This is a genomic window from Agrobacterium sp. YIC 4121 (assembly GCF_002008205.1).
GTDB classification, from domain to species: Bacteria; Pseudomonadota; Alphaproteobacteria; order Rhizobiales; family Rhizobiaceae; genus Agrobacterium; species Agrobacterium leguminum.
The window spans coordinates 111,371-133,338 of record NZ_MRDI01000017.1; the positions used below are offsets into that span (position 1 = coordinate 111,371).

20 protein-coding genes are annotated in these 21,968 nt (G+C 60.8%); 6 read left to right on the forward strand and 14 right to left on the reverse strand.

Translation table 11 applies throughout. The features are described 5' to 3' along the window. Positions 1-259 precede the first annotated feature (259 nt). A complete protein-coding gene (locus tag BTE54_RS16575; protein WP_078053195.1) occupies positions 260-910 on the reverse strand; it encodes an outer membrane protein in 651 nt (216 codons plus the stop codon). A gap of 525 nt (positions 911-1,435) precedes the next feature. Then, the gene (locus BTE54_RS16580; RefSeq protein WP_078053196.1) at positions 1,436-1,723 is read right to left on the reverse strand and encodes a hypothetical protein; all 288 of its coding nucleotides are present in this window, start codon (positions 1,721-1,723) and stop codon (positions 1,436-1,438) included. Positions 1,724-1,993: 270 nt separating this feature from the next. On the opposite strand from BTE54_RS16580, the gene BTE54_RS16585 reads away from it, so the two are divergent. The 3 genes from BTE54_RS16585 (at position 1,994) to BTE54_RS16595 (ending at position 4,964) form a co-directional block, all read left to right on the forward strand. Further along, the gene (locus tag BTE54_RS16585) at positions 1,994-3,172 is read left to right on the forward strand and encodes a hypothetical protein (RefSeq protein WP_078053197.1); all 1,179 of its coding nucleotides are present in this window, start codon (positions 1,994-1,996) and stop codon (positions 3,170-3,172) included. A 107-nt stretch (positions 3,173-3,279) separates the two neighbouring features. Beyond that, positions 3,280-3,921 carry a DUF1007 family protein gene (locus BTE54_RS16590; protein ID WP_161987894.1) on the forward strand — a complete coding sequence of 214 codons (642 nt, stop codon included), beginning with the start codon at positions 3,280-3,282 and terminating at the stop codon, positions 3,919-3,921. Next, a complete protein-coding gene (locus BTE54_RS16595) occupies positions 3,915-4,964 on the forward strand; it encodes a nickel/cobalt transporter (protein ID WP_078053199.1) in 1,050 nt (349 codons plus the stop codon). Before BTE54_RS16590 ends, BTE54_RS16595 begins: the two co-directional genes overlap by 7 nt. On the opposite strand, the gene BTE54_RS16600 is transcribed toward BTE54_RS16595, so the two are convergent. The 4 genes from BTE54_RS16600 to BTE54_RS16615 all read right to left on the reverse strand — a co-directional run bounded on the left by BTE54_RS16600 (position 4,961) and on the right by BTE54_RS16615 (position 7,612). Beyond that, the gene (locus tag BTE54_RS16600; protein ID WP_078053200.1) at positions 4,961-5,221 is read right to left on the reverse strand and encodes a hypothetical protein; all 261 of its coding nucleotides are present in this window, start codon (positions 5,219-5,221) and stop codon (positions 4,961-4,963) included. The two genes, BTE54_RS16595 and BTE54_RS16600, sit on opposite strands and share 4 nt — an antisense overlap. Continuing rightward, the gene (locus BTE54_RS16605; protein WP_078053201.1) at positions 5,208-5,900 is read right to left on the reverse strand and encodes a GNAT family protein; all 693 of its coding nucleotides are present in this window, start codon (positions 5,898-5,900) and stop codon (positions 5,208-5,210) included. Before BTE54_RS16605 ends, BTE54_RS16600 begins: the two co-directional genes overlap by 14 nt. Before the next feature lie 257 nt (positions 5,901-6,157). Further along, positions 6,158-6,865 (reverse strand): tellurite resistance TerB family protein, encoded by a 708-nt coding sequence (locus BTE54_RS16610; RefSeq protein WP_078053202.1) that lies wholly within the window; start codon positions 6,863-6,865, stop codon positions 6,158-6,160. Between the two features lie 108 nt (positions 6,866-6,973). Beyond that, the gene (locus tag BTE54_RS16615) at positions 6,974-7,612 is read right to left on the reverse strand and encodes a 2-dehydro-3-deoxy-phosphogluconate aldolase (RefSeq protein ID WP_004433419.1); all 639 of its coding nucleotides are present in this window, start codon (positions 7,610-7,612) and stop codon (positions 6,974-6,976) included. Between the two features lie 171 nt (positions 7,613-7,783). Between BTE54_RS16615 and BTE54_RS16620 the strand changes: the two genes are divergently transcribed. The 3 genes from BTE54_RS16620 (at position 7,784) to BTE54_RS16630 (ending at position 10,317) form a co-directional block, all read left to right on the forward strand. After that, positions 7,784-8,272 (forward strand): CYTH domain-containing protein, encoded by a 489-nt coding sequence (locus BTE54_RS16620; RefSeq protein ID WP_065655372.1) that lies wholly within the window; start codon positions 7,784-7,786, stop codon positions 8,270-8,272. Then, positions 8,256-9,164: a CHAD domain-containing protein gene (locus BTE54_RS16625; protein ID WP_078053203.1), complete on the forward strand. Its 909-nt coding sequence runs from the start codon at positions 8,256-8,258 to the stop codon at positions 9,162-9,164. Before BTE54_RS16620 ends, BTE54_RS16625 begins: the two co-directional genes overlap by 17 nt. A 208-nt stretch (positions 9,165-9,372) precedes the next feature. Continuing rightward, positions 9,373-10,317, forward strand: coding sequence for a rhodanese-related sulfurtransferase (locus tag BTE54_RS16630; protein ID WP_078053204.1), 945 nt, complete (start codon positions 9,373-9,375; stop codon positions 10,315-10,317). A 131-nt stretch (positions 10,318-10,448) separates the two neighbouring features. On the opposite strand, the gene BTE54_RS16635 is transcribed toward BTE54_RS16630, so the two are convergent. From BTE54_RS16635 to xylB, 8 genes are all read right to left on the reverse strand, one after another. Further along, a complete protein-coding gene (locus BTE54_RS16635) occupies positions 10,449-12,692 on the reverse strand; it encodes an EAL domain-containing protein (protein ID WP_198939168.1) in 2,244 nt (747 codons plus the stop codon). 251 nt (positions 12,693-12,943) lie between these two features. After that, positions 12,944-13,723: a MetQ/NlpA family ABC transporter substrate-binding protein gene (locus tag BTE54_RS16640; RefSeq protein ID WP_004433407.1), complete on the reverse strand. Its 780-nt coding sequence runs from the start codon at positions 13,721-13,723 to the stop codon at positions 12,944-12,946. A gap of 33 nt (positions 13,724-13,756) precedes the next feature. Continuing rightward, positions 13,757-14,425, reverse strand: a complete 669-nt coding sequence (locus BTE54_RS16645) for a methionine ABC transporter permease (protein WP_004433403.1) — start codon at positions 14,423-14,425, stop codon at positions 13,757-13,759. Then, entirely contained in the window at positions 14,415-15,455 is a 1,041-nt protein-coding gene (locus BTE54_RS16650; RefSeq protein ID WP_065656783.1) for a methionine ABC transporter ATP-binding protein, read from the reverse strand. Before BTE54_RS16650 ends, BTE54_RS16645 begins: the two co-directional genes overlap by 11 nt. A 367-nt stretch (positions 15,456-15,822) precedes the next feature. Continuing rightward, positions 15,823-16,452: an NAD(P)H-dependent oxidoreductase gene (locus BTE54_RS16655; RefSeq protein ID WP_065656784.1), complete on the reverse strand. Its 630-nt coding sequence runs from the start codon at positions 16,450-16,452 to the stop codon at positions 15,823-15,825. Between the two features lie 368 nt (positions 16,453-16,820). Beyond that, on the reverse strand, positions 16,821-18,200 hold the full coding sequence (locus BTE54_RS16665) for a GH1 family beta-glucosidase (protein ID WP_065656785.1): 1,380 nt from the start codon (positions 18,198-18,200) through the stop codon (positions 16,821-16,823). A gap of 725 nt (positions 18,201-18,925) precedes the next feature. Then, on the reverse strand, positions 18,926-20,236 hold the full coding sequence (gene xylA, locus BTE54_RS16670) for a xylose isomerase (protein ID WP_078053205.1): 1,311 nt from the start codon (positions 20,234-20,236) through the stop codon (positions 18,926-18,928). Positions 20,237-20,477: 241 nt separating this feature from the next. Further along, a complete protein-coding gene (gene xylB / locus BTE54_RS16675; RefSeq protein WP_078053206.1) occupies positions 20,478-21,932 on the reverse strand; it encodes a xylulokinase in 1,455 nt (484 codons plus the stop codon). Positions 21,933-21,968: the final 36 nt, after the last annotated feature.

Here is a 21,968-nt window from a genome sequence, read left to right on the forward strand (position 1 = left end):
CCTGTGGTTCAAGCCTGCTTGGAAAGCAGGATGCGGTTTGATTGCCAAAGGTGAAGCCGCTTCTTTTATGCCGGCCTGGCTGCCGCCCTGGGGCTGGACGCAAGCTCTCAACCGCAAGCCCGCGTAGCCCAGTCAATAGAACCGGCCCGGGACAATCCTCTCCCGGGCCGGTTATGGATTGATATTGTTGCCAGACCGTCGCTCCCAGAGCAGGCGCTGTCACAAGGCATATCCGTCTACCGAGACGAAGAACCGCCGATCAGAACTTCACACCCACACCGACATTGACGACATGGTCACTGAGACCGCCACGGAAGGAATCGCCCGCAATCGTGTAGGTCGCCTTACCGAAGTCGTTGTAGCGATATTCCACGCGACCAAAGACATTGTCGGTGAAGGCGTAGTCAACACCGGCACCAATCGTCCAGCCATGAAGTACCTTGCTGGATTTGCCGACCGATTCAACCTTTACTTCAGTGTCCGTCGCCGCATAACCGCCAGCCGTGTAAATCAGGGCGCGGTCGAAGGCATAGCCAGCGCGAAGACGAGTCGAACCGTTCAAACCAGCGGAAATCTTATCGCCGTCAAAGGTTTTCTTGCCCCAAGCATAACCAAGATCGAGCTCCGCACCAAGAACGACGGAGGGTGCGACTTCGAAATTGTAACCGGTAAAGCCAGCGAAACGGGCACCGTTGAAATTAGTCTTGCCGGTTTCGCCCTCGGCGCTCACCGTTACTCGCTCCCAGCCATAGCCGCCCGAAACACCGGCGTAAAAACCGTCCCAGGAGAAGGCAGGCGCGGCATCGTTGACGACAGGTGCTGCCGGAATGTCGCTGACGGCATCGGCAGCAATGGCTGCGCCGGAAAGAACGCCGAGCGCGGCGAGCGCGAGAAATGATTGTTTCAACATGAAATAGCTCCTTCAAAACTTCCTTACCCGCCGAAATGCGAGCCGCGAACATACCCGCCACCGAAATCACAATCACAAATGGCGAGTCGTGGACACGTGTTAATTGAAACATCCAAAAGTTAAAAGCAAGTAACAACAGCAGCAAAATTGAAAGTATTTTAAAATATAGATCATATTTTTACTTTATAATTTCATTTATTACCAATATAGAAATTAGAATATAAAAATATAAATATGCAGCGGCGGCACGCCTTTCCGAAGCCGTCACGGATCGGCGGACACAAGGTGCTGATGGAGCATCCAGAATAAAAAAAGAGGGCCGCGAGGCCCTCTTCCAGTCATGCGATGCGCCGTTTGTTCTTGCCGGAAACGCCATGCGTCAAACACACGCAACTCGAGGATCATTGCCGGCTTATGCGCTGCGCGCATCGTCTGCGTCGAAAATCCCTGATGATTTTCGAGCTGTTGCGTTGGAGCGGGATGGAGAAAAGCCCGATGGTTTCGCCATCCCGTTCCCCGTTTCAGTTAGTGGCGGCGCTTTTTGCCGCCGTCATTCTTGTTGTCGATGACATCGACGGACGTCTTGTTGCCGTTCAGCACACCGTTCAGAATGCCGGTCTTGTTGCCGTTCAGAATCCCGTTATTGGACAGGATGCCGTTGACACCCAGATCGATGCTGGGCGAGACGACGACAAGGGCGCCGCCCTTGTTGCTGTTGCCGGACAGGATGCCTCCCAGAAGACCGCCCGCATTGGCCTGACCAACGGAAGCGACAGTAAGAATAGCGGCTACACAAGCGAACTTTGCAATCATTTCTCTCTCCTCTTTTGTTTGATCACGCCATCTGGCGTAACTGAACTGTATATTTAGAGTATTCTAATTCAAGCAAAGGCTAATATTACAATAAACAATTAACACTAATACTTGTGATTTTAATAAAATTTTACATATCGCATCTTCGCACTTGCGCCCCTTGTTCAAACAATGCCGGTCGCCGCCTGCATCGCGACAGTAAAGCGGCGCGGGAAACTTTATTAACCATCCAAATATAAGATATTGCTTAATTAGATACCGGAGATGCGAATGCGGGTGGGGGGATATATCGCGCTTGTTCTCGGGCTTGCCTGCGCCTGCGGCGCGCGGGCGGGAGAAAAGGCCGATGAGCACAATGTCACCTATAAATCCGGCATTGCTTATGACAGCAATTATTTCGCCGACACCAACCGGCTGAGCGCGATTTCGCTGCGTGCCGGCTTCGGGCTCAACGGCAAGATCGCGCTGGAAGGGGCGGAGCTGCGTTATTCGCTCGAGCAGGAAGAGGTTCGCCTGCCCCGTTATCGTTTCGCCAATGAACATAACACCATCGCGGCGCTGGGGCTGACCAAACGATTTTCCGAAAAGCTGGAATGGGCCCTTGAGCTGCGCGGCACCCGCAGCGATGCCGGCGATATTTTCCTGCACCTGCCGGAAGAAGACATTGGTTACCGGCAGCTGGATCACAAGCTGGAGGCGTCTTCCCAGCTCGGCATCCTCGCCCTTGGCGGCAAGAACACGCTGACGGCAAGCCTCGCCAGCCTGATGAAAGGCAAGGCGCGCTTCCGCCCGGCCTATTTCCTGCCCACCCGACTGGAAGCGAACGAGGCGCTTTTATCGCTGAAAGCCGAACATGCACGATCACTCGGCGGCGGCGAGGCCGGGCTGACGCTTGCTTACGACCGTATCGCCGTGCCGGAGGGGCAGCAGGAAAAATATGAACGTTTCCCGGCCAATACGCTGCGAGGTTCTCTGGCCTATGGTTACGGGTTCTCCGACCGTTTCGCGGTTCTGGCCGAAGCGGGCTTCACCTCCATTTCCGGCGATGAGATCAGCGACAAGGTAAAGCGCACCCGCCCCTATCTGCGGGCCGAGGCCGAGGTGAAGGCCACCGAGCGTATCGCCTTCGGCGCGGGCTTTTCGCAGGACTATGCGCTTTTCGACCCGGATGACCCGATTGCCGAATTCCATCGCCGCTTTCAATTCGTCATCAAAAGCAGGCTCACCGAAAGGGTGGGGCTCGATCTTGCGCTGCACCGGGTCCACAAGGACTGGATCTATTATAATTACGATACCAGCGAGCGCCGGCTGGTCGCGACGCTTTCCTTCGATACCGGCAAGAACAGCAAGCTGGAGGTGGAGTTCAACCGCCTGCTGCATGGCGAGCGCGATACCAATCTTGCCTATAGCGGCTCCAGCATCACCTCGCGTTTCAGCGGTACCTTCTGAAATTTAAGGTCAGCCCGCGCGAAGGATCAGCCGCATCAGGTCGAAATTCGGTCCCAATTTCTGCTAGAGTCGGGCCTTCCAGATTCGAAGGCAGGACAGACCGGATAATGAATAGACGCTTTTTGCTCCTCGCGGCCGGCCTTGCCTGCGTTCCCGTCGCCGCGGCGGCGCATCCGCATATCTTTGCCGAAGCCCGCATGGAAATCGTCGAGGGGCCGAACGGCACCGTTCAGGAAGTGCGCAATATCTGGCGTTTCGACGAGATGTTCTCGGCAAGCGTGGTGATGGATTACGACAAGAACAGCGATCTGAAGCTCGACAAGGACGAGCTGGCCGAAATCGGCAATACCGTCCTAGAATCGCTCGCCGAATATTCCTACTACACCTTCATCACCGCCAATGGAAAACCGGTGGAATTTGGGAAGCCCGAGGCCATTCACGTGGACTATAAGGATCAGCAGATCCTGATGTTCTTCTCCGTGAAGCCGACCAAGCCTTTGGCCGTCAAGGGCAAGCTCAGCTTCGGCGCCTGGGATCCGACCATGTATACGGCAATCGATTTCGCCAAGGACGGCGATATCGCCACGCAGGGTAAGGACCTGAATGCCTGCAAGCATCATGTCGTCCGTCCCGATCCCGACGAGGTGATCTCGCAGAACCAGGGCACGCTCACCGACGCCTTCTTCAACGATCCGACCGGCACCGACATGACCAAGCTCTTCGCCACCCGGCTGGAGGTCTCATGCTGAGCCGCAGGGCCGGCCTCTTCGCAGTCGCCATTGGCCTCATTGTCGTGGCCGGTGCGGCCCATGCGCAATCGCCGCTCGGCATCGGCTCGGCCGAGCCTTCCTTTTCCGTCGGCGGCCCCTTCGCCCCGCTGATGCAATGGATCAACGTGCACCAGCAGATGTTTTATCGGGCACTGACCGGCGCGTTGAAGGCCATGCGTGAGGATGGCTGGGCGCTCAGCTCGCTGATCGGCCTCTCCTTTGCTTATGGCGTTTTCCATGCCGCCGGTCCCGGCCACGGCAAAGCGGTCATTTCGTCCTATATGATCGCCAATGAGACGCAGCTGAAACGCGGCATTCTCATTTCCTTCGTTTCGGCGCTCATTCAGGGTGCGGTCGCCATCGGCCTCGTCGGTGCGGCCTGGCTGGTGCTGCGCGGCACCTCCATCACCATGACGAAGGCGACGCAGGCGATGGAGATCGCCAGCTTCGCCATGGTGGCGCTGTTCGGCGCCTGGCTGCTGGTGCGAAAGCTCTGGTCGCTGCGTATCCGGCGGGAACCCGTTCCCGTCTTCGCCACGGCGGGCGAGGCATCGGTGGCCCGAACCAGCGGCATGGGCACGGGGCTGCGGTTCCAGGGCAAGCCGGTTTTTGCCGATCACGACCATGACGGCACGGGCGATCTCTGCGCCGCCTGCGGTAAATCCCACGCGCCGGATCCGATGCTGCTCAAGGGCAAGAACTTCAGCCTGCACGAGGCATGGTCCGCCATCATCGCCGTGGGGCTCAGGCCCTGCTCTGGCGCGATCATCGTCATGAGCTTCGCGCTTCTGAACGGGCTTTATCTCGGCGGTGTGCTCTCCGTCCTCGCCATGTCGCTCGGCACGGCCATAACGGTATCGCTGCTCGCCATCATGGCCGTCTCGGCAAAAGGCCTCGCCGTGCGTTTCGCCGGCCCCGGCAGCCGCAGGGCGGCCGGCATCAGCCATGCGATCGAGATCGCCGGTGCGCTGTTCGTGCTCATCATGGGGCTGTTGCTGCTCGGCGCGTCGCTTCAGCTCTAACCGTCACGGCGACGCTGGTAACGCGCGCGTAGCCAGAACAGCAGGAAGAAACAAAGCACCGCCACCGTGCCGAAGGCAGCGGCGAGCCAGGGCGAATAATCGCCGAGCCACAGCATGATCTTCGGCATGACGAAGAAGACCAGCCCAAAACCGACGATGATGAGGGCGGCGGCGAAGGCCGGAGACCAATCCTTCTTGCCGGGGCTCGGCTTTTCAGGCGCCGGGTTTTCAGGCGCCGAGTGTTCAGGCAATGGCATCGGCAAACTCCGCACGGATATCCTCAAGCTTGCGCTTCTGCGCGCCGTCGGCCGCAAAATTCTCCGGCGCAAGCCAGGCTTCGAAGGCATTGCCGATCAGCGGCCATTCGCCGTCGATCATGGAAAACCACGCCGTATCGCGGTTCTGCCCCTTCGAGATCATATGCTGGCGGAAAACGCCCTCGAAGGTGAAGCCATAACGCTTCGCCGTGATCTTGGAGGGCTCGTTTTCATTGTGGCATTTCCACTCGTAACGGCGATACCCCAGATCCTCGAAAACATGTTTCGCCATAAGGTAATGCGCCTCGGTGGAAAGAGGCGAGCGCTTCATCTTCGCGCCATGGGCGACGGAGCCGACCTCGACCACGCCATTGGCGGGATCGGGCCGCATATAGCTCGCCATGCCGACGATATCGCCGGTGGCGTTTTCAACGAAGACCAGCGTGACCCAGTTAAGCTTCTGCCCCGCGCCGACGAGCCAGTCGCCGAAAGCGTCGGCATCGGGAAAGGCGCTTTGCGGGAAATATTTGAGCAGCGCATTCACGCCCTCGCCGCCAAGTGCGGACCAGAGCCTTGCAAGGTGTTTTTCGCGATCGAACGGCTCCGCCGTCACGTAACGGCCCTTCAACACCACCGGCTGCGGCGGCGGACATCCCTTGAAATCACTCAGATCGCGCATTCTCTTCCCCATTGGCTGGGAGAAGGATTAGGGCAAGCGGGGCGGGATGACAACAGTGCATGTGTCGGGTCGGCGGGTGCGGTTTACCCCCCTCTGCCCTGCCGGGCATCTCCCCCTCAAGGGGGGAGATCAGCCAGAAGGAAACACTCGCTCACTCGCAACGTTGAAGATTGCCGAGAGATCCCCTCGGGTCGATCTCCCCCCTTGAGGGGGAGATGCCCGGTAGGGCAGAGGGGGGTGAACCGCGCCCGCCGAGGCTAAACGCCTACCTCAACCTTCGCCGCCACCACCGTCGCCTCGATATGATCGACCAGCGCATCCGGCAACCCAAGCCGCCCTGCCAGAAGGTCGAGATAGCCCCGCTCCGCCCGCGTATCGGCCTCGATGGCAAGCCGCGAGGCGGTGTAAAGCTCCACCTTCTGCTCTTCCGTGCGGGCCGCTGCCACCAGCGCGTCGATGTCGAGAGGATCGGCCAGTTCCTTTTCGAGGAACCGCTCGGCTTCGCTATCGAGGCCGGAGACCTGCACCTTGTCCATGATATTGGCGCGCTCCTTCTCATCGATATGGCCGTCCGCCTTGGCGGCGGCGATCATCGCCTGGATAAGCTTCAGCGCAAAATCATTGGAAAGGGCGGGCGATTGCGGGTGGAAGGCGGAATCGGCGGGCGGGGCGAGCAGCTCCGGCTCGGGTTTCGGCGCGGCTTCAGGCGCCTGGCCGGACTTGTAATTCTTGTAGGCGAGGTAACCGAGACCGGCGATGGCGGCCACGCCGCCAATGGTGGCGACATTGCCGGCGAGCTTGCGGCCGGTCTTGGTGCCGAGAATGGCGGCGGCGAGCGCGCCGGCCTTGAGGGGATTGTTCTTGGCGATATCGGCGGCTTGCCCGGCTCTGTCACGGACGCTTCCCGAAAGGCCCGGCACCTGCGAGCCGAGGAATTGTTCAAGAAGCTTCTTGGCGTCGAACATCAAAATCTCCTGTAGAGGTCAAATCTACAGGGGAGATAGGAAGCCGTGGGCCGAATACAAATGTCAAACCCGCTCACGCCTTCGTGAACGGGTTTGACAGAATGCAAATCAGGCGCGCAGTGCGGCGGCTTCGGCGGCAAGCTTGGTAATGCCCGCCCAGTCACCCGTCGCCACCAGTTCGCGCGGGGCAACCCAGGAGCCGCCGACGCAGACGACGTTCGGCAGGGAGAGATAGTCATTGGCGTTCTTGAGCGACACGCTGCCGGTCGGGCAGAAGACGGTGCCGGCGAGCGGCGAGGACAGCGCCTTGAGATAAGGTGCGCCGCCGGCCTGTTCGGCCGGGAAGAACTTCAGCACCTTGTAACCCTCGTCGCGCAGCGCCATGACTTCGCTGGCGGTGGCAGCACCCGGAAGCAGCGGCACTTTCGAACCGCGGGCGGCTTCCAGCACGCTTTTATTGATGCCGGGGCTGACGATGAAGGTGGAGCCGGCTTCCGCCGCCGCTTCGAAATCCCGGGCATTGAGAATGGTGCCGGCGCCGACATTCGCACCCTCCACTTCCGCCGCAACCGCGCGGATGGCATCGAGCGCCGCCGGTGTGCGCATGGTGATCTCGATTGCCTTCAGGCCGCCTGCGACCAAAGCGCGCGCAAGCGGCACGGCGGAAGCGGCGTCATCCACGATCAGCACCGGCACGACCGGCTGGAGCTTGAGGATGGAGAGCAGTTTTTCGGAGTCCTGGGCCAAGATGAGCCTCCCTTGCGCAATTGAAACGATTGAAATTCCGTCTACCGATTAGCCTGCCTCGGCTTTCATGTCGAGGCGCGCCAGCCGCATTTTTACCCAGATACTTCAATCAATTCGCTTCATCGCACTGCCATATTGCGATAATCTGGCGCCCCAGTTCGCGGAGACAGCATGGCCAAGGAAATTGAACGGAAGTTTCTTGTTGCAGGCGGTGAATGGCGCAATGAGGTCACGCATAGCATGGCTTTCCGGCAGGCATATGTCGCCTCGATGGAAAACCGCTCGGTCCGGGTCAGGATCGTCGACCAGCGCGATGCGACCCTGACCATCAAGATCGGCGCAAGCGCGCTTGTCCGCGACGAATATGAATATTCCATACCCCTCAAGGACGCCGAAGAGCTGATGGCGAGCGCGCCGGGCGTGGTGATCGAAAAAACCCGCCACACCGTCGATCATGGCGGCTTCACCTGGGAAGTGGATGTTTTCGAAGGGAAATATCACGGGCTGGTGGTGGCGGAAGTGGAAATGAACGACGAGAATGCCGATCCCGATCTGCCGTCCTGGCTGGGCAGGGAAGTCACCGGAGACAAGCGCTTCTCCAACCAGTCGCTCGCCATGGACTGTCCGAACGGAGACTTGCCGGATGCCCTTCAGAATTGACCCGAAAAAGCCCTTCGACAATGAAATCCGTCGGGCCGGGCTGGAGCTGATCGACGATACGGTCACGATCCTTCGCGACCAGCCGTCCGGATCCCACGAGGCCGTGCACGACGCCCGCAAGCGGTTCAAGCGGCTGCGCGCCCTCTATCGCCTCATCCGCAAGGCGGCACCGGATTTCGGCCGCGAGGAAAACGCCCGTATTCGCGATATCGCCCGCTCCCTCGCCTTTGCGCGCGATGCGACGGCGCTGGTGGAAACAGCGGAATATCTCGAGGCCTTCGCGCGTTCCGATGCGCAGGGCGAAGCGCTGCGCTCGATCACCGCGATGCTGCGCGCGCGCCGCGACGACGCCATAGAACACGAGGCCGGTCTCGACGAGGCCATAGCCGCCGCCATTGCCGGCTGCGGGGAAGCGCGCCAGAAGCTCGAGGACCTGTCGCTGCCGGATGAGTTAAAAGACACCGCCCGGCTGCTGAAAAGCGCCTGGGCGAAACAGAGAAAAAGGGCGCGCAAGGCGCTCACCGATTGCCATCAGCAGGCCGACGCCGAGCATTTCCATGAATTGCGCAAGTCCGGGCAGGCTTATTGGATGCATCTTGGCCTGATGCGCCGGCTCTGGCCTTCCGCCATGCGCGCCAAGCGGGCCGATACCAAGCGGCTGGTGGATATTCTCGGCCACGAGCACGATCTCTCGGTTCTTGCCGCCGTCGCCGACCGCGAGCCGGAGCGTTTCGGCAATGGCGAGCGGCTGGCCCTGCTGCTCGATGCGATCATCGAGAGGCAGCAGGCGCTGCGCACGGAAGGCCTTGCGCTGGCAAACGAGGTGTTTTCCGAATCCGCCCGCACCGAAAGCCGCATCGTCAGCCTGTTGTGGCGGCAGGCGGCCAAGTAGGCCAAACGCCACTTTCGGCGCTCACCCACCTCCGTCATTCCGGCCTTGAGCCGGAATGACGGAGGCGGCATTGCGACATTCCGTTGCCTGCACACGGCGGCAGGAATGACAGGAAGCCCGCAAATCCTCCCGATTTGACGATTTTCAAAATGCCCGGAACCGCCGATAAATATTGCTTTGCGGTCGCCGTCGCTGTATTTCAGCGCCCATGACCGACACGACCATTCTCCCCCGCCCGGAAGTCTCTGGTGATTTCCTTGTGGCCGCGCTTTATCATTTCGCCCGTCTGCCGCGGTTCGAGAGCCTGCGCGAGCCGTTGTTTGCGCTCTGCCAGAAAAACGGCGTCAAGGGCACGCTGCTGCTTGCTGCCGAAGGCATCAACGGCACCATTGCCGGGCCGGATGCGGGCATTCACGCCGTGCTCTCCTTCCTGCGCGCCCAGCCGGAATTTACCGCGCTGGAGCACAAGGAAAGCCGCGCCTCGCACATGCCTTTCGTGCGGCTGAAGGTGAAGCTCAAGAAAGAGATCGTCACCATGGGCGTGCCGGATATCGATCCGAACCGCATCGTCGGCACCTATGTCGAGGCGCGCGACTGGAACGAGCTGATCTCCGATCCGGATACAATCGTCATCGACACCCGCAACGATTACGAGACCGCCATCGGCGTCTTCAAGGGCGCGGTCGATCCCCAGACGAAAACCTTCCGCGAGTTTCCCGACTGGGTGAAGAACAATCCCGGCCTGCACAACAAGCCGAAGATCGCCATGTATTGTACCGGCGGCATTCGCTGCGAAAAGGCCACCGCCTTCATGAAGGAACAGGGTTTCGACGAGGTCTATCACCTCAAGGGCGGCATCCTGAAATATCTGGAAGAAGTGCCGGAAGAAGAAAGCCTGTGGGAAGGCGCCTGCTTCGTCTTCGACGAGCGCGTCTCGGTGGTGCACGGCCTTGCCGAAGGCGACCACCAGCTTTGCCACGCCTGCCGCAATCCGATCACACCGGAAGTGCGCCTATCCCCCAAATTCGAGGAAGGCGTGTCCTGCCCAAGCTGCTACGATGACCGCAGCGAAGAGGACCGCCAGCGCTTCCGCGACCGGCAGCAGCAGATCGAACTGGCAAAGAAGCGTGGCGAGCGGCATCTGGGGCGGTAAGCCCGGTCGGCTATCGGCATGCATAACGGTTGGGGTTTGTTTGAGCGGCCCCCGCGTATTTCTTCTCCCCGCCGGGGAGAAGAAATGGGCAGCACCTTCAGGTGATCAAGAATGGGTGAAAGTAATCAGCCTCACGCCCCTGCCCGCAACGCAAAGAGCGGTGCGTCCTGCCCGTCCAGCATGGCGGTGATCTCTTCCGCCGCAACCGGTTTCGAGAACAGGTAACCCTGCAACTCATCGCAGCCGCACAGATGCAGGATGGCCGCCTGCTCTTCCGTTTCCACGCCTTCAGCCGTCACCGGAATATCGAGCGACTTTGCCAGCGCCACGGTGGCCTGCAGCATTTCCAGCGAGCGGCCGCCCTTGTCGAGCGCCATGATCAGCGAACGGTCGATCTTCATGCGGTCGAAACCGAAGCGGCGCAGATAACCGACGCTGGCGAAGCCGGCGCCGAAATCGTCGAGCGCTATATGCAGGCCAAGCTGCTTCAGCTTGTCGATGGCCGCACTCGCCCGCTCCGGATGCTGGATGAAATAGCCTTCCGTCATCTCAAGCCGCAGCCTTTCGGGCGGCGTCTGCGTCGCGTCGAGAATATCGGCTACATGGCCGGAGAAGGCCGGATTGCGGAACTGCACGGGAGAGATATTCACCGAGAGCTTGATGGACGGCCATTGCTGCGCCGTCTCGCAGGCCTTGTGCAGGACGAGAAGGCCGAGCCGGTCGATAAGGCCGCTGGTTTCGGCAGCAGAGATGAAGATATCCGGCGGCACGAAGCCATATCCCGGCCGCTGCCAGCGGGCCAGCGCCTCCACCCCGGTAATACAGCGCGTGGCGGCGCTGACGACCGGCTGATAGACCACCTGTATCTCATCGTTCAAAATGGCGGAGCGAAGATCGGCTTCGAGCTGCAGCTTTTCCTCGCGCAGCGCATCCATCTTCAGCTCATAGGAAACGTAACGCCCGCGGCCGTTCTCCTTGGCCTGATACATGGCCATATCGGCACGCCGCAGCAACTCCTCGCCATTGATATCGCCTGCGCGTGAAACCGAGGTGCCGATGCTGCAACCGATGCTCGCCACCCTTTCACCGATGCTGAAAGGCTCGGTAAAGAGCTCAAGAAGCGCCAGACACAGTTTGCGGCCTTCGGCCCAGACGTCGTTGCCCTGAATGGCGATGGCGAATTCGTCGCCGCCGAGCCGCGCCAGCACCGCACCTTCCGGCACCAGCACTCTCAGCGCCGCCGCCACGCCCTTGATCAGCCGGTCGCCGGCGGCATGGCCGTAGGAATCGTTGATTTCCTTGAAACCGTCGAGATCGAGATAGAGCAGCTTGATATCCGTCTTGTCATGGCGGCCCCTGTCGACCATGCGGTTCAGCCTGGCGAAGAGCCCGGCGCGGTTGCTGAGCCCGCTCAGCCGGTCGCGCAGCGCCTCCTCCCGCGCCGCCGCCTCATCCGCCTTCAGGCGGTCGAGCGTGGCCGAACCGATGATGAGCAGCACCAGAAAAAACGTGCCGGCAATGCCAAGCGCGGTAAAGACGACCGGACGCGCCTCATGAAAGCTGACGTCTCCCGGAAGGTGCGACCGCCAGACGAGCCGGGCCAGCACCTCCCCCAGCGGATTGACGATATCCACATGGTTGGCGGCAGGCCCGTCGCCATATTGCAGTTCCAGACCGTCGATGACGTAATTGCGGGCAAGCTTGTCCACCGTCGCCTGCTTGAGATGACGGGCGAAAACCAGGTAACGCCGCTCCGCACCGACCGGCGGCAGCGCCCCGGACTTCATCCGCACGAGCGCAACCCCCGCGGCGGCGACGCCATCGCCGGTCTTGACGAAACCGGTCACCTGCGAGGTGATACCCGGACGCATGGAACGCACGCGCTCGATCATTTCCCGGAGGCCGCCGGCAAAATAAGCGTCCGGCTTCCATGCCACCGGCTTGCCGTCCTGATAGGCCATGCGGACCTTGCCGTCCTCATCGATGACCACGGCAGTATCGAAGAGATCGTTATTGACCGTCATCTCGCCGTAATTGCTTGCCACCCAGTCGAAACGATCAGGGGCATAGACATATTCGGCGGCATCGTCCCAGGCGGCGTAGTCGTTCAGCGTTGCGCCGAGCTGCTCACGAAAGGTGACGAGGGCGCCCGCCGTCGTCTCGCGCGAACGGGCATTGTCGAGCAGGTTGGCCTTTTCCCGGACCTGGCTCAAGGCGGATAAAACCAGCGCGGTGACGATGATAAGCACCAGCGCGAAGGTGGACAATACGACGCCCACGGCGGTTCTGCGCCCGACCGGCAAATAGTCCCCAATGTTGCGCGGCGCAATCCGCATAAAATCCCCTTCGAAAGCCTTATCTTCCGAAGGAAACATTCAAAAGCGGTTAAGCCGCATTGTGGCCCCGCCCCAAAAAACCACGGGTATAAAACGACAGTCTGGCAAAGGCGCTGAAAAATCCTTCCCTGAAATGCCCCGGGTTTTTCATGGAAGGCGGATTTGCATCCGTCCGGAAAAGAAAAAACCTCCCCCGCGAACGGGAGAGGTCGTGATTTTTTAGACCGGGATGGCGAAAAGTGTAAGCGGTTTTCGCCTTAAATACCGGTCTGATCCAGTGCTGGAGCGGCTTACCAGGACGGGATGACCGTGCCGTTGTACTTTTCCAGAATGAAGGCCTTCACTTCCGGGCTCTGGTAGGATTCAACCAGCGTCTTCACCCACGGCTTGTCCTTGTCCTGCGCACGAACGGCGATGACGTTCGCGTAAGGGGACTTTTCGCTTTCGATGGCGATGGCGTCCTTCTTCGGGTTCAGGCCGGCAGCCGTCGCATAGTTGGTGTTGATGACCGAAGCGTCGGTATCGTCAAGCGAGCGCGGCAGCTGGGCAGCGTCGAGTTCGACGATCTGGATGTTCTTCGGGTTTTCGGTGATGTCGGCAGGCGTTACCTTGAGGCCGGCTTCTTCCTTGACCTTGAGCACGCCCTTGGAAGCGAGAACCAGGAGCGCGCGGCCGCCATTGGTCGGGTCGTTCGGAATGCCGACGGTTGCGCCGTCCTTCAGCTCGTCGAGGTTCTTCACCTTCTTCGAATAAACGCCCATCGGGGTGGTGATGGTGGTGCCGACGCTGACGAGATCGAACTTGCGGTCAGCGATCTGGTTGTCGAGGTAAGGCTGGTGCTGGAAGGAGTTGGCCTGCAGCTCGCCATCAGCCAGCGCCTGGTTCGGCACGACATAGTCGGAGAATTCGACGATATCGATATCGAGACCCTTGGCAGCCGCGATCTTCTTCACCTGCTCCATGATCTGCGCATGCTCGGCGGGGGTTACGCCGATCTTGATGGTCTCGGCCAGCGCCTGACCGGCGGTGAAGAGAGCGGCGAGCGAAGCCGCGAGAATGAGTTTCTTCATGGGTGTCTCCTTGGGTTGTTATTATAAACGCAGTTAATTCTTCCGGGTCCGCTTGTCGAAGCTGCGGGCCAGCCTGTCGCCGGCGCTCTGCACCAGCTGTACCAGCACGATCAGCACCAGAACCACGACCAGCATCACATCCGGCATGAAGCGCTGGTAACCGTAGCGGATGCCGAGATCCCCCAGCCCGCCGCCGCCGACCGCGCCGACCATGGCCGAATAACCGATGAGGCTGACCAGCGTGAGCGTGAGCGCCAGCGTGATGCCGGGCTTCGCCTCGGCAAGCAGAACCTTGGTCACGATCTGCAGCGGGGTCGCGCCCATGGCGCGGGCGGCCTCGATCAGGCCCTTGTCCACCTCGCGGATCGCCGCTTCCACCAGCCTTGCGATGAAGGGCACGGTTGCGACCGTCAGCGGCACAATGGCCGCGCTGGTGCCGATGGAAGTGCCGGCGACGAGGCGGGTGAAGGGAATGATCGCCACCACCAGAATGATGAAGGGCGTGGAGCGCGCGGCGTTCACGACGAGGCCGAGGATCCGGTTGGTCATCGGCGCCGGAAACAGCTCGCCCTTGCCGCTGGTGGCAAGGAAAACACCCATGGGCACGCCGATCAGCGAGCCGACGATGCCGGCAACGGCGACCATGTGCAGCGTCTGCAACAGGCCCTTGGAGAGAAGGCTGAACAGCATATCAGGCGACATAACCGAGCACCTCCGTGTGAAGACCGGTCTCAGCATAAAAGCGATTGGCGCGGGCGGTGACATCCGCCGAGGCCGGATAGGAGACGACCAGCGAACCGAAGGGCTGGCCGGAAATTTCCTCGATGGTGCCGGCAAGGATGTTCACATCAGGGCCGATTTCGGAGACGAGGCGCGCCGTCAGCGGCTGAAAGGCCGTCTCGCCGAAAAACACCAGGCGCACCAGAACACGGTCGCCTTCCGCCGCCTGCGGTTTCAGGCCCGAAGTGACCCAATGCGGCAGCTTCACGCCGACCGAGGATGACAGCAGGCTGCGGGTCGTCTCGTGTTTCGGCGCGGTGAAGATGTCGAAGGTCGTACCTTGCTCGACGATCAGGCCCCTGTCGATGACCGCCACCTGCGAGGCGATGGTCTTCACCACCTCCATCTCGTGGGTTATGAGCAGCACCGTGAGCCCCAGCTCGGCATTGATGCGCTTCAGCAGTTCAAGAATGGATTGCGTCGTTTCCGGATCGAGCGCCGATGTCGCCTCGTCGGAAAGGAGCAGCTTCGGCTGGGTGGCGAGCGCACGGGCAATGCCGACACGCTGCTTCTGGCCGCCGGAGAGTTCCGCCGGATAACGATTGGCCTTGTCGGAAAGCCCGACGAGATCGAGCAGCGGCGCAACGCGCGTTTCGATCTCCTTCTTGCCCATGCCGGCGATTTCGAGCGGCAGGGCCACATTGTCGAAAGCGGTGCGCGAGGACAAAAGATTGAAGTGCTGGAAGATCATGCCGACGGAACGGCGCAGCGTGCGCAGGCTCTTTTCATCGAGCGCCGCGACATCGACGCCATCGACGACCACGCGGCCGGTCGAGGGCTTTTCAAGGCCGTTGGCGAGGCGGATGAGCGTGGATTTGCCCGCACCGGAGCGGCCGATAATGCCGGTGATGGAGCCTTTCGGCACCACGTAGTCGATACCGGCAAGGGCTGCGAAACCAGGCTTGCCGCCGGCGCCGCCAAAGGTCTTGGTCACGCCTTCAAACGTGACCATAGGCTCCTTTGCCGACCCTTCAGGGACCGCCTGTTCTTGGCGCGCGGGGGATGCCGCGCTGGATGGAAAACTCATTGTAAACTCTGGGAATGCGTGACGGATCGGGTCTCAAAAAATCCTGTTGCGGTGCTGAACCGCTCTCTTCATGCAGCCTTCGGGCACATTCGATGACAGCTGATTTTCCGGGTCATTTCGTCAGGCTTTCACTCAGAAATGCCGGGGATCGGCAATTCGATGGCGCATACTTGCCCGCACACGCCACCTTTTAACAGGGATGTTTTTTCAATTATCTGAAAAGAGAGGAAAAATCTACCGCAAAGCCGCGTAGGCGGCCCTGCGGCAGTCAAGCTTTTGCGAGTACCCTGAATCAGACGCGGCTGACGAATTCATCGGCCGGGCGGCGCACCTTCTTTAGGTTCACCAGCCAGTCGCCTTCCGGCTGGCGATAACCGAGCGGCAGGATGGTGACGGAGCGCAGGCCCTTTTCGCGCAGGCGGAGGATTTCATCGAGCTTTGCCGGGTCGAAACCTTCCATCGGAGTGGAATCCACGCCCTCGAAAGCGGCCTGCGCCACGGCCATGCCGAAGCCGATATAGGCCTGACGGGCGGCGTGTTCGAAATTCACATGCTGCTCGCGTTGCGGATAGGTGGAAAGCAGCATCTGGCGATAGGCTTCCCAGCCCTCATTCTTGATGCCGCGTTCTTCGTTGACCAGATCGAACATGTGGTTGATCCGCTCTTCGGTGTAATTGTCCCATGCCGCAAAGACCAGCAGATGCGAACCGTCGGTCACCTGCGCCTGGTTCCAGGCGATCTCGCGGATCTTGGCGCGCACTTCAGGATCGGTAACGACGATCACCTCGAAGGGCTGAAGGCCGCTGGAGGTGGGCGCAAGCCGCGCCGCCTCGACAATGCGCTCGACCTTGTCTTCCGACACGGCCTTGGAAGGATCCATTTTCTTGGTGGCGTAACGCCAGTTGAGTTTTTCGATAAGCATCTTCGTTTTCCCTGGGAGGACCATCCCGCCCTGCCCCTTGGACGCCAGAACGGGTGCTACGCTTTCGTAGCCCGTCTGACATAGGAGGCAGGATGGCGGGCGCAAGCAGGCACCGCGGGGTAACCGATAAAAAAGTTTGGAAAACTGATAATAAGGTGGGAGAACTTTATTGCGACGGGCGCTGACACGTCGCCTGCTACCGGATGCGGCGCGTAAAGTTCATGCACGGCCGTCCCCCAACCCTCATTCCTGTGCTTGTCACAGGAACCCAGCTGACACGCGTCTGCGTGGCGGAAAGACTCTTTTCAGCCCAAGGACTTGGGCTGGCTGGATCCCTGTGACGAGCACAGGGATGAGGGAGGTGACCGTTACGGCTTCACCAGACCATGGTTCCCCTTCGGAAAGCCCGAAGCCAGCGCACTATACCATTTGCCGCTGTTCTTCAGCGTCCGCACCTGCGTGTCGTAATCCACATGCACGAGACCGAAGCGCATGCGGTAACCCTCGGCCCATTCGAAATTATCCATCAGGCTCCAGGCGAAATAACCGCGCATCGGATAACCGTCGCGGATGAGATCGGCGACGATACCGAGATGTTCGGCGTAATAGTCGAGACGCGGCTGGTCATCCACCTCGCCGTTTTCGACGCCCATATTATAGCAGGCGCCGTTTTCGGTGATGTAGCAATCCGGCAGGTCGTAACGCTTGTAGAGCGTCTCCACCAGCGACTGGAGCGCCGGGGCATAGACCTCCCAGCCGATATCGGTCTTCACGTCGCTGACGGCCGGAGCCGGTATCGTGGCAGGGAATTCCGCGCCCGGTGTCGCATCGTCGGCAACGCGCATCGGCGTGTAATAATTCAGGCCCCACCAGTCTAGCTTCTGGCTGATGATGGAAAGGTCTTCAGCCTCCACCACCGGCATGCGGCTTCCCAGCGCCTCCATCATCTCAGCCGGATATTCGCCCTTGAAGACCGGATCGAAAAACGCGCCGTTGTGGAACTGGAAGGCTCGTTCGGCGGCCTTGAGGTCAGCGTCGCTATCGGAAGCCGGGATGACGGAATGGGCGTTCAGCACCAGCCCCACGGGCACTTTCGGCGCGACATGGCGAGAGGCTTCCACGCCGAAACCATGGGCGAGATTGATGTGATGCATGGCGGCAAGGGCTGCCTCCATGTTGCGCTCGCCCGGCGCATGAATGCCATAGAGATGGCTGAGCCACACCGCGCACCAGGGTTCGTTGAAGGTCGCCACCGCATCCAGCCGGTCGCCCAGACGAGCCATCACGGTCTTGGCGTATCGCTGGAAAGCGTGCGCGGTGGAGCGCGAGGCCCAGCCGCCATCGCCCATCAGCGTCAGCGGCAGGTCCCAATGGTAAAGCGTCGCATAGGACTTGATGCCGCGTGCCTTGCAGCCATCGACGAGGCGGTCGTAAAAATCCAGCCCCTTCTCGTTGATCGGCCCGAAACCATCCGGAATGATGCGCGGCCAGGCGATGGAGAAACGATAGGCCTCGACACCCATGTCCTTGATGAGATCGAGATCCTGCTCCCAGCGATTATAATGATCGCAGGCAATATCGCCATTGTGACGCTCGAAGACGTGGCCCGGCATATTGCAGAAGGCGTCCCAGATGGAGGGCTTGCGGCCATCTGCCTTCGTGGAGCCTTCGATCTGGAAAGAGGCGGTCGCGACGCCGAACAGGAAATCGCCGGGGAAACGGGCGGCTAGCGTTTTTGGATCGGTCATCTGCGAGGCCCTTCTCTGTCCATCGAGCGTGAAAAGATCAGCAGGGGTTTAGACCATGTCGGCCGGCAGGTACAGTCGTGGGCGGCAGGAATCTACAACGTTTCAGGATGTGGAGTTAACAAGTCCAAAGCGCTTTGCATGCGGGAGTGCCGCCGCAGCGGTTTGCCGGCGGCGCAAGGCATCGACCCGGCGAATGCGGGTGGGAGATGGGAGGTGGAGGAAGTCGTTGCATTCACCGGGCCGCATCATCAGGGCCGCCAGGGCAGCCCATCGGTCACAGCCTTTTCACGACACCTATCGGATCCGTCCTTCCCGCCTCTGGCCCGGCGGAATGCCTTTCCGAAACACGGTTTGCCAGAACCATGCTTGTCGATGCCGGCCTCCGGTTCGCGAAAGGCGCCGCGCGTATCGCCCTTCCGTTCCGGTTGCGGGAGGAATGATGCCGCGGAAATGGCGGGTGGGGATGGAAGGGGAAGGATTTTTCGGGAAGTGACTGAAAAGGAAGGAGGCTTGGCGCAGAGTTTTCCGCATCTTTTGGAACAGAACGGAGAGCAAGCCCCCTCATCCGGCCCTTCGGGCCACCTTCTCCCCGGCGGGGAGAAGAAATATGCCGTGCCCTCAGCGTGGCAAGGAGTGTGGAGCTTGTTCTTCTCCCCGCCGGGGAGAAGTGCCGGAGCGAAGCGAGGCGATGAGGGGGCGACGCTGCCGCCGCCCCCTCCAGCGCGTCAAACGTAACGATTGACCACGTTTTCGAGATATTCCTGACGACCGGACTTCGGCTCAGGATTGATATCCTCACGCTCCACCAGGGCGGCGATCTCTTCCAGCTTCAGCTCGCCGCGCAGCATCTTCTGGGCTTCAGCCGAATCCCATTTGGCGTAACGCTCCGCAAGCGGCTTCGACAGCGCGCCGTCCTCGATCATCTTCGCCGCCGCCTTCAGGCCGCGGGCGCAGCAATCCATGCCGCCGATATGGCCGATCAGCAGGTCCTGCGGATCGAGCGACTGACGACGCAGCTTGGAATCGAAGTTGGTGCCGCCGTTCTTGAAACCGCCACCGGCCAGAACATGGTAATAAGCGAGCGCCATTTCCGGCACGTTGTTGGGGAACTGGTCGGTATCCCAGCCGGACTGGTAGTCGTTGCGGTTCATGTCGATGGAGCCGAAAATGCCGAAGGCATTGGCCATCGCCAGTTCATGCTCGAAGGAATGGCCGGCGAGAATGGCATGGCCCTGCTCGATATTGACCTTCACTTCCTTTTCCAGACCGTTCTTCTGCAGGAAGGCGTAAACGGTGGCGACGTCGTAGTCATACTGGTGCTTGGTCGGCTCCTGCGGCTTCGGCTCGATCAGGATCGTGCCTTCGAAGCCGATCTTGTATTTATACTCCACCACCAGATTGAGGAAGCGGCCGAGCTGGTCGAGTTCACGCGGCAGATCGGTGTTGAGCAGGGTCTCGTAACCTTCGCGGCCGCCCCACAGAACATAGTTCGCGCCGCCGAGCTTCTTGGTGGCGTCCATGCAGGTCTTCACGGTCGCGGCGGAGAAGGCGAAGACGTCAGGATCCGGATTGGTCGCGGCACCCGACATGAAGCGGCGGTTGGAGAAGAGGTTCGCCGTGCCCCACAGAAGCTTCACGCCGGTATCGGCCTGCTTTTGGGCAAAATAATCAACGATCTCGTTGAGGTTCTTGGTATTCTCCGCAAAGTTCCGGCCCTCCGGGCGCACATCGGCGTCGTGGAAGCAGTAGAACGGCGAACCGAGCAGCGAGAAGAATTCGAAAGCCACATCCGCCTTCAGTTTCGCCGCCTGCATCGTATCTTCGAACCATGGGCGCAGGAATGTCTGACCGCCGAAGGGGTCGCCGCCCGGCCAGGTGAAGGTGTGCCAATAGGCCACCGCAAAACGCAGGTGATCTTCCATGCGCTTGCCGGCGACGATCTCATCGGGGTTGTAATGACGGAAGGCCAGCGGGTTGGTGCTGTCGGGGCCTTCATATTTGATCTTGGCAATATCGCCGAAGAAACCTGTGCTCATGGTGATCCTCCTCTTGGGGTGGGTTTAGATGGTGTTCTGAAATTTCAGGGTCGGCGTTTGCCGCTCACCCCCCTCTGTCCTGCCGGACATCTCCCCCTCAAGGGGGGAGATCGACTCGCGGTTAGGTCTCGTCCTCATGCAAGGCTGAGGGTGGAGCGAGGGTTAGCGCCCTGCCGATCTCCCCCCTTGAGGGGGAGATGCCCGGCAGGGCAGAGGGGGGTGAAGCCGCACACACCGTGTCTCAATGCGAAAGCGCCCGAATAGCCGGATAAAGCGCATGATAGCGCCGGTAAGCCTCCTCATAGGCGCCGGCCAGCGCCGCCACCGGCTCGATGGTCCGCGCCGTTTCCGGCTGCGAGCAGACCGCCACCGGATCGGCCCCGGTCGCGGCGATGAGGCCGAGGCGGGCCGCACCGAAGGCGGCGCCGAAATCGCCCTCGGCCGGAATATCGACGGGCACGCCGAGCGAGGTGGCGATGGAGGCCAGCCAATAGGCCGAGCGCGAGCCGCCGCCGATGGCGGTGACGCGGGAAATCGAGGTGCCGGCCGACTTCAGCGCTTCGAGATTGTCCCTGATGGCAAAGGTGACACCTTCCAGCACCGCCTGGGTCAGCGCCTTGCGGTCGCTTTCATGCGAAAGGCCGATGAAGGAGCCGCGAATGGCGGCGTCGTTGTGCGGGGTGCGCTCGCCAGAGAGATAGGGCGCGAAGGTGACACCGGTTGGTGCAAGCAGCGTTTCGCCCAGCTCGCCGGTCAGATCGGCGGCGGATTGGCCGGTGAGGCGCGAATACCAGTTCAGCGCATCGGTGGCGGAGAGGATGACGCCCATCTGGTGCCAGGTATTGGGCAGCGCATGGCAAAAGGCGTGCACGGCGCTTTCCGGCTTCGGCAGATAGGACGCATTGGCAGCGAAAAGCACGCCCGATGTGCCGAGCGACACGAAAGCATGGCCTTCCTTGACAGTGCCCATGCCGCAGGCGGAAGCGGCGTTATCACCCGCACCGCCAGCCACCACGGCGCGGCCGGAAATGCCCCATTCGGAGCCAAGTTCGGCGCGCAGCACGCCCGCCTCATCCGTGCCTTCCACCAGCGACGGCATGTGTTTTTCATCCAGCCCGGTGGCGGCGAGCAGCTCGGAAGACCATTTGCGCGCGCCGGTATCGAGCCAGGAGGTACCGGCGGAATCGGACATCTCGGAGATATATTCGCCGGTCAGCCACAGACGCAGATAGTCCTTCGGCAGCAATACCTTGGCGACTTTCGCGAAGATATCGGGTTCATTCTTCGCCACCCAGGCAAGCTTCGGCGCGGTGAAGCCGGGGAAAACGATATTGCCTGTTATCTTGCGGAAACGCGGATCGGCGTCCAGTGCGGCGGCCTCGGCATGGGAGCGCGTGTCGTTCCACAGGATGCAGGGACGCAGCACCTTGCCATCGGCATCAACAAGTGTTGCACCATGCATCTGGCCGGAAAGGCCGATGCCTTTCACGGCGGCAAGCTCCTTCGGAAACTTCTGCTTCAGGCCGGCAACGGCGGTTTTGGTGGCGGCAATCCAGTCCGCCGGGTCCTGTTCGGACCAGCCATGATGCGGACGCGAAACGTCCAGCGAGCCATTGGCCGAGCCGATGATTTTCTGATCGCCGTCCATCAGCAGGGCTTTGACGCCGGATGTGCCAAGATCGAGACCGAGATACATGTATTTCTCCATTCCGGCGCGCCATGCGCCGCTTTC